The organism is Affinundibacterium macrobrachii, from assembly GCF_014652415.1.
Lineage (GTDB): Bacteria > Pseudomonadota > Gammaproteobacteria > Burkholderiales > Burkholderiaceae_D > Undibacterium > Undibacterium macrobrachii.
In genome coordinates this window covers 360,703-377,006 of sequence record NZ_BMYT01000001.1, presented here as the reverse complement: position 1 = coordinate 377,006, position 16,304 = coordinate 360,703, and the positions used below count along the sequence as shown (strand labels likewise).

12 protein-coding genes are annotated in these 16,304 nt (G+C 44.1%); 6 read left to right on the top strand and 6 right to left on the bottom strand.

Annotated features, from left to right (window positions below):
- Positions 1 to 220 precede the first annotated feature (220 nt).
- The 5 genes from IE103_RS01700 to aroG all read left to right on the top strand — a co-directional run bounded on the left by IE103_RS01700 (position 221) and on the right by aroG (position 9,314).
- On the top strand, positions 221 to 4,495 hold the full coding sequence (locus tag IE103_RS01700; protein ID WP_189344279.1) for a YhdP family protein: 4,275 nt from the start codon (positions 221 to 223) through the stop codon (positions 4,493 to 4,495).
- A gap of 9 nt (positions 4,496 to 4,504) precedes the next feature.
- Positions 4,505 to 5,305, top strand: coding sequence for a carbon-nitrogen hydrolase family protein (locus IE103_RS01695; RefSeq protein WP_189344278.1), 801 nt, complete (start codon positions 4,505 to 4,507; stop codon positions 5,303 to 5,305).
- A gap of 149 nt (positions 5,306 to 5,454) precedes the next feature.
- On the top strand, positions 5,455 to 6,915 hold the full coding sequence (gene tldD, locus IE103_RS01690; protein ID WP_189344277.1) for a metalloprotease TldD: 1,461 nt from the start codon (positions 5,455 to 5,457) through the stop codon (positions 6,913 to 6,915).
- 215 nt (positions 6,916 to 7,130) lie between these two features.
- Positions 7,131 to 7,820, top strand: a complete 690-nt coding sequence (locus IE103_RS01685) for a nitroreductase family protein (protein ID WP_189344276.1) — start codon at positions 7,131 to 7,133, stop codon at positions 7,818 to 7,820.
- A 435-nt stretch (positions 7,821 to 8,255) separates the two neighbouring features.
- Positions 8,256 to 9,314 carry a 3-deoxy-7-phosphoheptulonate synthase AroG gene (aroG, locus tag IE103_RS01680; protein WP_308426958.1) on the top strand — a complete coding sequence of 353 codons (1,059 nt, stop codon included), beginning with the start codon at positions 8,256 to 8,258 and terminating at the stop codon, positions 9,312 to 9,314.
- Between the two features lie 110 nt (positions 9,315 to 9,424).
- Here the strand turns inward: aroG and IE103_RS01675 are convergent, their stop codons facing one another.
- Positions 9,425 to 10,138 carry a retropepsin-like aspartic protease family protein gene (locus IE103_RS01675; RefSeq protein WP_189344275.1) on the bottom strand — a complete coding sequence of 238 codons (714 nt, stop codon included), beginning with the start codon at positions 10,136 to 10,138 and terminating at the stop codon, positions 9,425 to 9,427.
- Positions 10,139 to 10,371: 233 nt separating this feature from the next.
- Positions 10,372 to 10,863, bottom strand: a complete 492-nt coding sequence (locus tag IE103_RS01670; protein ID WP_189344274.1) for a YajQ family cyclic di-GMP-binding protein — start codon at positions 10,861 to 10,863, stop codon at positions 10,372 to 10,374.
- Positions 10,864 to 11,036: 173 nt separating this feature from the next.
- Between IE103_RS01670 and murB the strand changes: the two genes are divergently transcribed.
- Positions 11,037 to 12,077: a UDP-N-acetylmuramate dehydrogenase gene (gene murB, locus IE103_RS01665; protein ID WP_189344273.1), complete on the top strand. Its 1,041-nt coding sequence runs from the start codon at positions 11,037 to 11,039 to the stop codon at positions 12,075 to 12,077.
- Between the two features lie 316 nt (positions 12,078 to 12,393).
- Here the strand turns inward: murB and ppnP are convergent, their stop codons facing one another.
- From ppnP to IE103_RS01645, 4 genes are all read right to left on the bottom strand, one after another.
- The gene (ppnP, locus tag IE103_RS01660; protein WP_189344272.1) at positions 12,394 to 12,714 is read right to left on the bottom strand and encodes a pyrimidine/purine nucleoside phosphorylase; all 321 of its coding nucleotides are present in this window, start codon (positions 12,712 to 12,714) and stop codon (positions 12,394 to 12,396) included.
- A 68-nt stretch (positions 12,715 to 12,782) separates the two neighbouring features.
- Positions 12,783 to 14,012, bottom strand: a complete 1,230-nt coding sequence (locus IE103_RS01655; protein ID WP_189344271.1) for an argininosuccinate synthase — start codon at positions 14,010 to 14,012, stop codon at positions 12,783 to 12,785.
- Between the two features lie 62 nt (positions 14,013 to 14,074).
- Positions 14,075 to 14,992, bottom strand: coding sequence for an ornithine carbamoyltransferase (gene argF, locus IE103_RS01650; RefSeq protein ID WP_189344270.1), 918 nt, complete (start codon positions 14,990 to 14,992; stop codon positions 14,075 to 14,077).
- Between the two features lie 25 nt (positions 14,993 to 15,017).
- A complete protein-coding gene (locus IE103_RS01645; protein ID WP_189344269.1) occupies positions 15,018 to 16,235 on the bottom strand; it encodes an acetylornithine transaminase in 1,218 nt (405 codons plus the stop codon).
- Positions 16,236 to 16,304 lie beyond the last annotated feature (69 nt).

Below are 16,304 nucleotides of genomic sequence, written 5' to 3'. Positions count from 1 at the left end.
GCTTTGAATTTATTCCTAGTCGCGGTATATTTTGAACAAAATTTTGACGACGTTTAAAAAAATTTATAATTACGTATTATTTGTTTTTATATTTATTAGGTTTTCATCGGGGGACTAGCTTGTTGTTTGCAGTTTTTATCGTACAGAAGCGCGTTAAGGTCTTCCTATCAATTGGCGATATGCCATCATCTCTCCGTCCACATTGAAAGTGGAAAAGCCGTTGAATCAGCACCATCCTGAGTCTGTCGAAAACCCATCTCTTTGTGGTTGGCGTAAATTTGCGCACCAAACACGAGCAGCGTGCGTGTTTGCAGCTTTGCTCGGTGGACGAGGGATGCGCAAGTGTTTGCGAGTGACTTTGAGGCTTGTGCTGATTTGTTATTTTATTTTTGCAGCTTTATTTTTATGTTTGCGTTACCTAGTTTTACCGAACGTTGAAAACTACAAGCCAGAGATTGAACAACTCGCATCGCAACAAATTGGTCGGCAAATAAAGATCGCTGAGTTAAAGGCGCATTGGGAAGGATTTAATCCTAAAATCGCGCTGCGTGAGGTGGTGATTTACGACCAGAAAGCAAACCCAGTCTTAAGCCTGCCAGAAATTAATACGACTATTTCTTGGTGGTCCTTGTTTGTTTTTGATGTGCGATTTGCCAGTGTCGAGTTAGTCAAACCCGTATTGCAAGTGACAAGAAATCCAGCAGGTTTGATTGAAGTTGCAGGCTTTCCGATTTTACCTAGCGATCCGAAATCAGAGGATGAAGCAGGCTTGGATTGGGTACTGGCACAACATCAAATTAGCATTCGTCAGGGGCAAGTCAGTTGGCGTGATCAGTTGCGGATGCAACCAGACTTACATTTAAGTTCGGTCAATTTTGTGTTGAATAATCATTGGCATCAACATCAATTCGCTTTGCACGCTGTTCCACCCGCTGTTATGGCGGCGCCAGTCGATGTCCGAGGTAAATTTCAACAGTCTGTATTCGCACGTAAAAAATCGGATTTATCTTCGTGGTCGGGCGAGCTATATTCTGATCTAAAAAAGGCGGATTTGCCTTTAATTCATCAGTATTTCCCGTTCCCGTTTAATTTGAATAAAGGTCTAGGAAGTGTTCGTTCTTGGCTCAAATTGGAGCGTGGACGATTGGCTGATTTTACTGCGGATGTGCAACTACAAGATGTCTTGGGGAAGTTTAGAAAAGATCTTCCTGTCCTTGATATGGCGCAGGTACGCGGTCGTATTATCGCTGCAGAACATTTGCCACGAAACCACAAATACCTGCCGATGTTTTCTGGTCAAGCAGGGCATAGTCTATCGTTGGTTAATTTCTCTATGCAGACTCGAGATGGCTTGGTTCTCCCATCTACGACCTTAAAAGAAACCTTTACTCCAGGTGAAAAAGGCCAAGGGGAGAAGGTCGAACTATATGCGGAGTCCTTGGACTTAGAATCCCTAGCCAATTTTGCCGAGCATTTGCCTATCCCCTTGGATCAACGCAAGCTGTTGATCGACGTGGCACCAAAAGGCGTACTCAATAATTTCACAGCGAGTTGGCAGGGAAATTTTCCTGAAATTGCGAATTACAGCATCAAAGGTGACTTCCGTAATTTGCAGATGCAAGCTTTAAAAGCCCAGTTGGCACGTCCCAAAACCAATAAGTTACCAGCAAGAGCCGCTGTGCCAGCGATTCCTGGCTTTGATAACTTATCTGGTTCGATTGATGCGAATGAAAAAGGTGGCAGCTTTACGTTGGATTCTTCTGATTTGGTCTTGCAATTGCCGACGTATTTTGTTGATCCTGTGATGCCGTTCACCAAGTTGAAAATGCGCGCGCGTTGGCAATTCCAACAAGATGATCAATTGCAAGTACAGATTCAAGACATGGATTTTGAACAAGACGGTGCGATTGGTAGTTTGAGTGGTACGCATCGTCTTTCGATGCGTGATGACGATTTGGGTGAAGTGGATTTATCTGGCCGTTTGCAAGGATTCGATGTTAAGACAATTACGCGTTTTATTCCTGAACAAACGCATCAGCATTTGCGTGAGTGGCTAAGTTCCGCTTTGTTAGATGGTAAAGCGAATGACGTCGTGTTTCGCTTGAAAGGGGCTCTGGCTGAGTTCCCGTTTGAGCACAACGCGAAGTTCCCTGAGCGACAAGGTGAGTTCTTGGTCAAAGGCAAACTTCAAGATGCGAAGTTAAATTTCTTACCTGGCGAGTTGGCCAAAGATGGCGTTTCTCCGTATTGGCCAGTGATTGATAACATCAAAGGTAGTTTTGTTTTCGAACATGGTCGTATGGAAATTCGTGCCGACACTGCGATGACCAATTCGGTACCTTTAAAGAAGGTGAAAGCGGTTATCGCCGATTTAGGGGCAGACAATCCTTTATTAGAAATTGATGGCATTGCGTTTGGTCAATTGCAGCCTATGTTGAATTATGTGAAGGCCAGTCCAGTGGATGAATGGCTAGGATATTTTTTGCATGATTCTGTAGCGAATGGTGTTTCGCAGTTGAATTTAAAACTGTTTTTGCCACTCAATACGATTCATGATTCCAAAGTCGATGGTGTTCTGCAGCTTAATAGCGCGGAGACGCTATTGCAGCCTGATTTGCCGCGCATTACCGGCTTGAATGGGCGAATTGAATTTAATGAGCGAGGTGTAAGCTTAAATAACATCAAGGGCAATCTGTTGGGCGGACTTGCGCAAGCGACGGGCGGTAGCCAAAAAGATGGCAGTATCCGCATCAAAATTGATGGTCTTGCGAATGCAGATGGGATACGTAAACACTTTGCAGAAATGGAGTTTGCAAAATTCTTGAAAGGTATGGATGGCGAAGCACGGTATAACACCCTGATCAATGTTAAGCGTGGTCAGGCAGATTTGTTGATTGAATCAGACCTACAAGGCTTGTCGTGGAATTTACCTGCACCCTTAACTAAGTTTTCTAGTGAGCTTGCACCCTTACGTTTAGAAGTGACCGCAGATGCAACCACACAAAGTAATGAAATACGTGAACAAATTAAGCTCAATGTCGGAAATCGATTAAATGCGCAATATCAACGTAAGAAAAATGCGGATCGAAACGCCGCTTGGCAGGTGTTGCGAGGAAGCGTCGCTATTAACGCGCCTGCGCAACTACCTGATTCCGGTGTCAATTTTCACATTCAAACGCAGTCATTTAATGTCGATGATTGGCGACGTTTTCTGAGCGAACATGAGGCAACAGAGCAACCAGCACATACGACCAGCACTAATAACGCGAATACGCATGCATTGGCAGCTACAAATGCGAGTAGTGGATTTGCACAATATGTTGAGCCGGCAAGTTTTTCTCTGTTGACGGACGAAATTTTCTTATTTGGAAAAAAACTCGATCAAATTGTGTTGGGTGCATCGCGTCAAGCCGGTGTATGGCAGGCCAATCTTGATTCGAAACAGGCTTCAGGTTTTATTACGTGGAATGGCTTTGGCAATCAGCAATCGACAGGTCAATTAGCTGCGCGTTTGAGTCGATTGATGATTCCACGTTCCGCAGCCAATGACGTCGGAGATTTGCTGGAAGCCAAAAATACGACCAAGCAGCTTCCCAGCCTCGATATTCAAGTAGAGAATTTTGAATTGTTCGATAAGAAGTTAGGCCACTTAGAGTTAATCGCGAATAATGCGATCGCTGCAAATGGGCGTGAATGGAATATTGATAAACTAGTTCTGAGTAACGATGATGCTAAGTTAAATGCCAAGGGTAAGTGGTTAGCTCGTCAAACCGATAGTTTGACGCAGTTGGAATATGTCTTAGATATTGTTAACTCAGGGCGTTTATTAGATCGATTTGATTTCGCCGGCGTTCTGCGAGGTGGAAAAGGAAAATTGGAAGGTAATGCGCAATGGATAGGCTTACCATTTGATATAGATATTCCTAGTTTAAGTGGGCAATTGCAATTAGCGTTAGCGGCTGGGCAATTTTTAAAAGTCGATCCGGGCGCTGCAAAACTATTAGGCGTGTTAAGTATGCAGTCTTTGCCACGTCGATTTACGCTTGATTTTCGGGATGTTTTTTCAGAGGGATTTGCCTTCGACAGTATTGTCGGCACTGCGCAAATTCAGCAAGGAATTGCGAAAACAGATAACTTAAAAATGACCAGTGTGAATGCAGCGGTGTTGATGGAGGGAAGTACTGATATCGCAAAAGAATCGCAAGATTTGCATGTGGCGGTTATTCCTGATTTGAATGCAGGTGCAGCTTCCGTGGTGTATGGTTTAGCGGTCAATCCAGTAATCGGTTTGGGAACTTTTTTAGCACAATTATTTTTTAGAGATCCTTTAAAACGTGCATTCACTTACGAATATCAAATTACTGGGCCTTGGGCGAATCCTGTCATTACAAAAATCGAGAATAAAGAGCGTCAACAAATTTTAGATAAGCAAAAAGCAGATCAGATAAAGTCAGAGCAAGCTAAAGCAGGTGCAGCTAAAGCAGAATTGAAATAAGGATAGACCATGAAAGTCGCTGCAATTCAAATGGTGTCGGTATCAAAACCCGATACAAATATTCAAACCGCAGAGCGCTTGTTGCGACAAGCTAAATCGCAAGGAGCAGAGCTTGCTGTGCTACCTGAGTATTGGTCAATTATGGGCTTGCGTGATACCGATAAAGTAAATTTTGCAGAGCCGCCAAGTGGTGGAGTTTTGCAAAGCTTCCTAGGGCAAATGGCGAAAGAATTACAAATGACTATCATCGGTGGCACGATTCCACTGCAGTCAGAAGATAGCCAGAAAATTTACAATGCATGTCTTGTGTATGATGCAAATGGAATGCAAATTGCACGTTACGACAAAATTCATTTATTTGGTTTTCAGAATGGCGAAGAAAGCTATCAAGAATCGAATACGATTAAAGAGGGCGATGATATCGTTAGTTTTGAAAGCGCTATCGGTAAGGTCGGTTTAGGCATTTGCTACGACTTACGGTTTCCAGAGTTATTTCGCAATATGGGACCGTGTAGCTTACTTGTGTTGCCAGCAGCATTTACCTACACAACGGGGCAAGCACATTGGGAAATCCTGTTACGCGCGCGCGCAATTGAAAATCAATGTTATGTATTGGCGTCGGCCCAAGGGGGGATTCACGAGAGCGGACGACGAACCTGGGGGCATAGTATGTTGATCGATCCTTGGGGCAAAGTCATAACTTGTCTGGACGAAGGGGAGGGTCTTGTGATCGCTGACTTAGATCTGGATGCGATGTTAAAAATACGTAGCAACTTGCCTGCCTTAAAACATAGACGCTTCGGGTGCTAGTGGATTTTTTGATGCTTAAACATTTTGTTTAATTGTCGCCTGATTCATTGCCGTTTTGTGTTCTCATCGCTTAACACAAGTGTCAGCACGAAATGCTCTACAATAGCTAAGTTCATTGCCATGATGGCAGCCAATAAAGATTGAAAAACATGACACCATTTGATTCAAATTTAAAACACCTCGCGATCGCGCGCGATATTCTGCTGACACCGTTTGGTCTTGATGAGGCGAAGTTATCGTCTGCATTGAAAAGTATGTTCACGCATAAAATTGATTATGCTGATTTATATTTTCAATTCACTAAAAATGAAGGTTGGAGTCTTGAAGAAGGCATCGTTAAAACAGGTAGTTTTTCAATTGACCAAGGTGTCGGCGTTCGTGCTGTTTCTGGTGACAAGACCGCATTTTCGTATTCAGATGAAATCTCCGAACATGCTCTGTTAGAAGCCGCTGCAGCAACCCGAACGATTGCACGCGTTGGTTCCGGTAAGATACAAGTAGCTTCGTCTATGCAAGGCGTGCAAGGTCATAATTTATTTTTACAAGACGATCCCTTAGCGTCGTTAGATGCAACACAGAAAGTCGCATTGCTTGAACGTATAGAGAAAATTGCGCGCGCAAAAGATCCACGTATTGTGCAAGTGATGGCGAGTTTGGCAGGTGAATATGATGTGATTTTGGTGGCGCGTAGCGATGGTGTGATTGCGGCCGATGTACGCCCACTAGTTCGTATGTCCGTGACTGTAATCGCGGAGCAAAATGGGCGTCGTGAAACTGGCTCTAGTGGCGGTGGCGGTCGCTATAGCTTTGGCTATTTTACTGATGCGATGTTGGAACAATATGCAGACGATGCGGTGAAGTCGGCTTTGGTGAATCTTGATGCACGTCCTGCGCCGGCAGGTCCAATGACGGTCGTGCTTGGCTCTGGTTGGCCTGGTGTGTTGTTGCATGAAGCAATTGGTCATGGCTTAGAGGGGGACTTTAATCGCAAAGGATCAAGTACATTTGCTGGTCGCATTGGCGATCGCGTCGCTGCAAGAGGCGTAACGGTTGTCGACGATGGAACATTGCAAAATCGCCGTGGCTCTCTCAATATCGATGACGAAGGGAATCCAACCCAATGTACAACACTGATTGAAGACGGTATTCTTAAAGGCTATATCCAAGACACGATGAATGCGCGTTTGATGAAGATGTCTGTGACTGGTAATGCGCGCCGTGAATCTTTCGCTCATTTGCCAATGCCAAGGATGACAAATACTTATATGTTGGCTGGCGAAAAAGACCCAGCCGAGATTTTGGCATCGGTTAAGAATGGTTTATACGCAGTAAATTTTGGTGGCGGCCAAGTGGATATTACGAATGGCAAATTTGTTTTCTCCGCCAGTGAAGCCTACATGATCGAAAACGGGAAAGTCACTTATCCAGTCAAAGGTGCAACCCTAATTGGTAATGGGCCAGAAGTTCTGAATCGAGTATCAATGATTGGTAATGACATGCGTTTAGATTCTGGTGTTGGGGTCTGTGGCAAAGAGGGACAGAGCGTTCCAGTAGGCGTAGGACAGCCAACTTTGCGAATAGATGGCTTGGTGGTTGGTGGTACGGCCTGATTTTTTGCTTAGTAATAGATTCTGGCCTCTCTAAAGTCTAAGGCATTGTTTCTCTTGGTAAATTCGCGGCAAAAGTTCATATTGTCTATACATCTTTTTGCCGTTGAATCATTGTTAAAAAGCCTTACTTTTTGAGACTTGTATTGAATGTGATTTTGCTTCTTGAGTAGAAAAGACATTGTGATTACAGTGTCTTTTTTTATGAAAGGAACAGCATGTCTAAACTTTCTTTTAACCAAGGATCGCCTCAATTTATTCCATTGAGTACTTATCGTGCTTATCCGGAGGCAGAAATGGAAACGCGTGCTGCCGAGTTTTATGAGGAACTCGCACGTCGTAAAACCATACGCGAATTTTCTTCAAAGCCCGTATCTCGCAAAGTGATCGAGCAATGTTTATTGGCTGCGGGCACAGCGCCATCCGGTGCGAATCATCAACCTTGGCATTTTGCAGTAGTTAGTGATAAAGAACTCAAACATCGTATTCGTATTGAAGCTGAGATTGAGGAACGTGAATTCTACGAGCGTCGTGCGCCACAAGAATGGAAAGATGCACTCGCACCTTTAGGCACAGACTCAAATAAACCATTTCTCGAAGATGCACCTTATCTGATCGCGATATTCGGGCAAAAAAGTACATTGATGGATGATGGTAGTGCTGTCAAAAATTATTACGTGCCAGAATCGGTTTCGATTGCGACCGGCTTTTTGATCGCCGCACTTCATCACGCTGGATTAGCAACGCTGACGCATACGCCGAGCCCGATGGGATTTCTCAATGAATTACTCGGCCGTCCAGACAATGAGAAACCTTATATTCTGTTGGTGGTTGGTCACCCTGCAGATGATTGTATGGTGCCGAATATTCGTAAGAAGCCATTGAGTGAAATTGCGAGCTTTTTATAAGCCTACATAAGCGCCTACATAGGCTTATCGATATAAGCTTATGTGCTAACTCATGTGTTAGCTCAAGGCTTTTATAAATTTACGCGCATATTCTGATAAATTGCTTGCCAATTGGGCGCTGATGTTGTTATAGTCGATCCATTCGATCACGAGGTTTTCATGAATTTTGCACGATTTTACTTTCACTTTTACTTTAGCTATTCCAACCCTAAGGCGGTGGAGAAGCGGTAAGTTCACGTAGAAGCAAAATCGACGTACATAGAACCCAACCGATCCAAAGAAACCGCCAGTCATGGCGGTTTTTTTTTGCCCAAATAAGTAGTTATTGTAGTTAGCTTTACAATTGACTCAACTGTTGGTGCAAGAGCGGAGCGGTAAAGTAGATCAAACAATTTTTAAACACATTTTTATCTTATCGAAACTCAGGAAAACATCATGCAACGTACAGACGATTTACGTATTCGGGAAATGAAAGAGCTGCTTCCACCTTCGCATTTGATTCGCGAATTTGCTTGTTCGGATAAAGCTTCTGAAGTGACAGCTAATGCGCGTACAGCCTTACATAATATCTTGCAAGCCAAAGATGATCGCGTGATGGTGGTGATTGGCCCATGCTCGATTCACGATACTAAAGCGGCGATGGAGTATGCAAAAAAACTGGCTGAGGCAAGAGTGAAATTTGCCGGTGAATTGGAAATTGTGATGCGCGTCTACTTTGAAAAGCCACGTACCACAGTTGGTTGGAAAGGGTTGATTAATGATCCGTATATGGATAACAGTTTCCGTATCAATGATGGCTTACGCATTGCACGTGAATTGCTTTTGAATATCAATGAACTTGGTTTGCCTGCTGGGACAGAGTACTTGGACATGATTAGCCCGCAATACATCGCTGACTTGATTAGCTGGGGCGCAATTGGTGCACGCACCACCGAGTCACAAGTACATCGTGAGTTGGCGTCTGGTTTGTCATGCCCTGTAGGTTTTAAGAATGGAACCGATGGAAATGTCAAAATCGCAGTCGATGCGATCAAAGCATCGTCACAGCCACATCACTTTTTATCGGTAACGAAGGGTGGTCACTCTGCGATTGTTTCAACCAATGGCAATGAAGATTGCCACATTATTTTGCGTGGTGGTAAAACGCCAAATTATGATGCTGCAAGCGTTGATGCCGCAGCTAAGGACATTGCAGCGAATGGTTTAGTGCCGCGCATCATGATCGATGCCTCGCATGCCAATAGCTCAAAAAATCCACTGAATCAAATTCCAGTTTGCGCGGATATTGCAAGCCAAATTGCAGCCGGCGATGAGCGCATTATTGGCGTGATGATCGAATCCAATTTGGTGGCAGGTCGCCAAGATTTAGTCGCTGGTAAAGACTTAGTCTACGGGCAATCGATCACAGATGGTTGTATCGATTGGAAAGATAGTGAGCAGAGCTTGCAGGTGCTTGCCGATGCAGTGAAACAACGTCGTTTAAAGAAGGCTTAATTAATTTGTTTTTGCATTCGACTTTGAGTATGTAGCTTTTAATTCCTGCTTTGTCTGCTAATGAAAAACGACAAAGCAGGAACGTCTACCAGTGAGATCAGAAGCCAACTTTATTTCTTCGTTAAAATCATTTGTTGGCCTTCTCGTACCATACTCAGTCGTTTTAGAAACGACATGCCGAGTAGACCAATTCCGATCTCGTTTTCTTGTACCGACGCATCAACTTGAAATAATTCAATTTCACCGACTTTCACAGAGTCAAGGCGTACGATATAGGTTTGAACGACGCCATTCGCCGTACTGCTACGAGAAGGAATTCCTTTTTTGTAATCGATACCTAATTTTCTAGCGTCACTAGCCGACATCGAAATAAAGCTAGCACCTGTATCGACCATCATTCTTAATTTACTACCACCGTTAATTTTTCCTTCGATAAAGAAGTGGCCATTTTCGGCTGCTTGCAAAGTGATACTCGGACTTTTTGTGGATTCGTTTTTAAGTACCGCATGTCCGAGATATAAAGTCTGACGCTTTCCTTCTGACTCAATGGTGGCACTATTCGCATTCACAGAAATTAACTTTATTCCTGAAACGATGTTGCTACCGACGGCAAACATTTTGGGCGGTTTATCATCAATGACTAACATCGCCTTACCGTTACTTAAAGCAACCAAGCTAATTTCGTTTGCCAGTGCTAAATTGCTAAACAGTATGGTCGATGAGATCAATAAGGTGCAATGGACTAAAGCGCGCTTGAACAAAATGTTTTGACCTTCAGTAGTAACTGGTTTTGATGTGAATAGCTTGAGAAGTTGTCGATACATTTTTTAAGCCTCGATTGGTGCGCTAATTTGGTTCGCTATTTCTCAAACTGGTCGTATGGCGTCGTTTTTTATTTTGAACTGACTTTATTGCGTGTTTTGCAGATTCATCAAATTCATGAATAAGATTGAACGATGGTCGCTAAATGCAATTAATGCGTTATGGTGTTGTTGAGCGAAATAGATCGTGCTAACTGTTCCGGCGAAATTTAGTGAAATTTCGCCAGACCGGATAATTAGTCGCGGAAGTTATTAAATTCCAAAGGAAGATCTTTGATTTCTTTGCGCAGCATCGCCATCGTTGCTTGCAAGTCGTCGCGCTTTGCCCCAGTCACACGCACCGCATCGCCTTGGATGCTAGCTTGCACTTTCAATTTGCTGTCTTTAATGACTTTGACGATCTTTTTAGCATCGTCAGTTTGGATACCGTTTTTTACCTTGATGACTTGTTTTACTTTATCGCCGCCGATTTTGTCAACTTTGCCAATATCTAAAAAACGTACGTCAACATTACGTTTTCCCATGGTTTGTGTCATCTCGACCATGATTTGATCGAGGTGAAATTCGGTGTCGCCAAAGATGATGATTTCGCGTTCTTTGTCCTTGAGTTCAACTTTTGCACTAGTACCTTTTAAGTCAAAGCGATTCGTCACAACTTTATTAACTTGTGTAATCGCATTTTTAACTTCTTCCATGTTGGCTTCAGAAACGGTATCAAATGATGGCATGTTGTTTTCCTAGTAGAGAGATATAAGTTCGTAATGCAAACGCAATTAAAAATCTGAAATGAATAAGATTTTTTGCGGTGTCGACATTTTAACAAAAACTAAGCCCAACTTTGCAGGCAATTTACAAAGAGGCTGTCGGGAAAATCTGTATTCACGACTATAATCTTGTCCTTATGAAACCTGAAATCACAATACAACATGATGTCTCCTTGCTAGGCTTAAACAGCTTTGGTATCGACGCACGAGCAAGTCATTTTTTAAGAATTGACGACATAGATCAATTACGCATCCTATGGGAACGCATGCAATCTGATGTCGCACTTGCAGGTCTGCGACGGCTATTGCTTGGCGGCGGTAGCAATATTATTTTATCCGACCAGCTTCCTCACCTCGTGTTACAGATGGCAATCAAGGGGCGTGCCTTGCTAATGGAGACGGCTGAGCACTTCATAGTGCGTGCAGGGGCGGGAGAAAATTGGCATGAATTCGTACAATGGACCTTGGGGCAAGCTTATGGTGGTTTAGAGAACCTTTCGCTCATTCCCGGAACCGTCGGTGCTTCACCTATTCAAAATATCGGTGCATACGGCGTTGAAATGCAGGATTGCTTTCATAGCTTGACTGCTTTTGATTTTATTACTGGTTCCTTAAGAACTTTCCAAAAACAAGATTGTGCCTTTGCTTATCGCGATAGTATTTTTAAGAGTGGTGAGCAAAATCGTTTTGTGATTGTTGATGTTAGTTTTGCCTTAGCAAAGGCATGGCAGCCACGTTTAGCCTACGGTGATGTGGCAAAGTTCTTACAGGAGCGTGAAATTGCTGAGCCGACACCGCATGATGTTAGTCAAGCGATCATTGCAATACGCCAGAGCAAATTACCCGATCCTGCTGTGATAGGTAATGCTGGAAGCTTCTTTAAGAATCCAATTGTATCGGCGGAACTTAGGAATCAAATTTTGCAAAGATATCCTAGCTGCGTTAGCTACCCACAATCGAATGGAGATTTTAAATTAGCAGCGGGTTGGTTAATTGAACAATGTGGCTGGAAAGGGCGTCGATTAAAGACAGTTGGAGTTTACGAGAAACAAGCCTTGGTACTGGTGAATTTAGGTGGCGCCACAGGTGCCGATATCAGAGCTTTAGCAGAAGAGATTCAAGCTGATGTCAGAAAGAAATTTGCAGTTGCGCTCGAAGTTGAGCCGGTGTTTGTGTAAGTCTTCAATCAAACCTGCACCGATGCATCTATTGTCGAAATAGGACAATAAGTGAAATCTGATTGCTCAATCTTGATTGGCGAGAACTTGCTTGAAACAACAATTCAAGCAAGCCCTGAAAGTAGATGCTAGTTAAGTAGAAATAGCTGATTTAAATAAGCGGAAATTCTGATGGCAGAACTGAATCATCTATGCCAGCTATTTTCTTAAATCGAGTAAATGGTTTAGCGGCTACTTTATTTTTCGAAAGTCCTAGCACCGTTTAATTAGTCATGGCTTCCGTCAGTCATCATTCTTCTTTGTGGTCAGCGAAACATTATGCATCGATAAAGTGGCAGACATAATCTAAGGTTTCTAAGGTCTCGATTTGAAAACTAGAATTTGCAGGTACAGAAAAAGATTGCCCTGCGCGATATTCCTTGAACGTATTGTCGCCAGTTAGTGTGATGCGGCAAACACCTGCGTTGATTTCCATAATCTCTGCTGCGCCTGTGTTGAAGGTGAGGCTGGATGGAAAGATGACGCCTATAGTTTTTTTACTGCCATCAGGGAAAAGCACAGTATGCGAAACACATTTGCCGTCGAAATAGAGATTGGCTTTTTTGATGACGCTAACTTGGTCGAATTGTGTGGTCATGGTGTTTGAATTTTGATGTTAATTCCCTCTCCCGCTTGCGGGAGAGGGGACTGCCAAATAAATCTATATTAACCGCGTTTCAATTTTGCATTCGCTGCAATCCGCATACGCAAGGCATTCAATTTAATGAAACCGCCTGCATCGGCTTGATTGTAAGCACCACCGTCTTCGTCGAAGGTTGCGATGTTCATGTCGAATAAGGAGTCTGTTTTGGAGTCACGAGACACCGTAATCACATTGCCTTTGTACAGTTTGACGCGTACCCAGCCGTTCACATTTTGTTGTGTGTGATCGATCAGGGTCTGCAATGCCAAACGCTCAGGAGACCACCAGTAGCCGTTATAAATCAAGCTGGCGTAACGTGGCATTAAATCGTCTTTCAAGTGCGCAACTTCGCGATCTAAAGTGATGGATTCGATCGCACGATGAGCACGTAACATGATGGTGCCGCCAGGGGTTTCGTAGCAACCGCGTGACTTCATGCCAACGAAACGATTTTCAACTAAATCTAAACGACCAATGCCGTGTTTTCCGCCTAAGCGATTGAGTTCAGTGAGTACTGTTGCTGGTGACATGCGTACGCCATTCAATGCGACGATATCGCCTTTTTCGTATTCGATGTCGAGGTATTCTGCTTGATCTGGTGCTGCTTCTGGGCTGACCGTCCAACGCCACATTGATTCTTCAGCTTCGGCACTTGGGTTTTCTAAATGGCGACCTTCAAAACTGATGTGTAATAAATTGGCATCCATGGAGTAGGGCGCGCCGCCGTTTTTGTGTTTTTGATCGATTTCTATACCTGCATCTTCGGCATATTTCATCAATTTTTCGCGTGACAATAAGTCCCACTCACGCCATGGTGCGATGACTTTGACGTTTGGCATCAATGCATAAGCGCCGAGTTCAAAGCGTACTTGGTCGTTACCTTTGCCAGTTGCACCGTGAGAGATCGTATCGGCACCCGTTTGTTTGGCGATTTCGATCAGGCGTTTGGCGATGAGTGGACGTGCAATCGAAGTACCCAATAAGTATTCGCCTTCATACACGGTGTTGGCGCGGAACATAGGGAAGACGAAGTCACGAACGAATTCTTCACGTACGTCATCGATGAAAATATTTTCTGGTTTGATGCCGAATTTCAAGGCCTTGGCACGTGCGGGTTCGAGTTCTTCGCCTTGACCTAAATCGGCGGTGAACGTGACGATTTCGCATTTGTAGTTGTCTTGCAACCATTTCAAAATAACGGAAGTATCCAAACCACCGGAATACGCTAACACTACTTTTTTGACGTCGCTCATGATGTGCTTTCTAATGTTGAAGATATTGCTGAAATAATGTTGAGATGAACTTGGAATTCTGCTTAGTTATCGACTTTGCCGATGACTAAATATTCGAGTAAGGCTTTTTGTACGTGCAAGCGGTTTTCAGCTTCGTCCCAAACTACAGATTGCGGGCCATCGATAACGCCTGCGGATACTTCTTCACCGCGATGTGCTGGCAAGCAGTGCATAAAAATCGCATCAGGATTTGCACGCGCCATCTTTGCTTCGTCCACAATCCAACCGTCAAACGCTTTCAGGCGAGCTTGATTTTCCGCTTCGTAACCCATGCTGGTCCACACGTCAGTATTGACGGCATCGACACCGACGCAGGCATCTGATGGATTATCAAAAACGGTGTAGTGTTCCGCTTCGACTGTCACACAAGCCGGATCAATGTCATAGCCTTTTGGCGTCGAAATATGTAAATGGAATCCAAATACTTTCGCCGCTTGCATCCATGAGTACAGCATATTGTTCGCATCACCTATCCACGCGACTTTTTTGCCAGCGATGGAACCGCGATGTTCGATGAAGGTAAATACATCGGCGAACACTTGGCAAGGATGATGCTGATTGGTCAAACCATTAATGACAGGCACGCGTGAATTCGCGGCAAATTTTTCTATCATCTCTTGTTCGAAGGTACGGATCATGATGATGTCGCACATGCGTGACATGACTTGACCTGCATCTTCTACTGGCTCGCCACGACCAAGTTGGCTATCGCGCGTATTCAAATAAATTGCCGCACCGCCTAATTGATGCATACCTGCTTCAAAACTCAAGCGCGTCCGAGTGGAATTTTTTTCAAATACCATCACCAGTGTTCTATCCAAAAGCGGGTGATAGGGTTCGTATTTTTTAAAGCGATCTTTGATGATCCGAGCTCTTTGCATCAGATAGTCGTATTCATCAAGCGTCAGGTCGGCGACCTGTAAATAGTGTTTGATAGCCATGTTAATTTGTTCGGATATGTAAACTTTAGGATGCTGTCGATGCTGCGGCTTTTTCGTCTATCACCTGTTGGATGACTTTGCTCAACATAGAAATCATGGTGTCGATTTCTTCGTAGCTGACATTCAGCGCGGGCATGAAGCGGAGTAAGTTAGGACGTGGGGAATTGATGAGTAAACCAATCGGCTCCAGATCACGCGCGACTTCGACCAAACGCGGGCCGATATCGCTGCCGAGTTTGAGTGCGCGTAATAAACCTTCACCGCGCTCACCTTCCATGCCGAATTGGTCGGAAAGTGTATTCAGTGCTTTGCTCAAATACACAGATTTTGCTTTCACTTCATCTAAGAAACCCGGTACGGTCAGTGCTTTGATGACAGCCAAGCCAACCGCAGTCATCAATGGTGCGCCGTTATAAGTGCCACCTTGATCACCAGGTACGAAGCAGGAAACCTCTTCTTTTGCTAACAAGGCTGCTAGTGGCACGCCACCGCCTATGCCTTTGCCCAAGGTCATGATGTCCGGCTCTATGCCTGAGAGTTGGTAGCCAAATAATTCGCCCGTACGTCCCATGCCTGTTTGCACTTCGTCGACGATCAATAGAATATTATGCTTCTTAGTCAGCGCACGCAGTGCTTGCATGAATTCGCGACTCGCTGGAATCACGCCGCCTTCGCCTTGCACAGGCTCTAACATGACTGCCACGGTTTTGTCGTTGATGAGTTTTTCAACCGAGGCGATATCGTTTAAATCAGCTTTCGGAAAACCTGTCACTTGCGGTGCAAAGATAGTATCCCAACCCGGTTTGCCAGAAGCAGACATAGTGGCGAGAGTACGGCCATGGAAGCCGTGATCGAAAGTGATAATTTCAAACGCGCCGTTCTTATTTTTTTGTCCCCATTTACGCGCTAATTTAATTGCACCTTCATTCGCTTCGGCACCGCTATTGGCAAAGAAGACGCGATCAAAACAAGAATGCTTGGTTAGTTGATCGGCCAACAAGACCATGTTTTCGTTGTAAAAAGCAGGCGAAGGATTGAGCAATTTTCCGGCTTGAGCGACCACCGCATCGGTGATGCATTGTGGAGAATGTCCTAGGCAGTTAACCGCCCAACCTTGCAAGTAATCAAGGTAACGTTTGCCATTATGGTCAGTCAGCCACATGCCTCGGCCTTCCGTAAACACCAACTCAGGACGCGGTGTGATGTACATCAGGGCATTGACGTTGTACTGACTAAATTCCATTTCAAAACTCCTCAAAGAAGAAAACAAAGACTAAAAATCCAAAATTAAATACAAAAACAGAATAAGCGA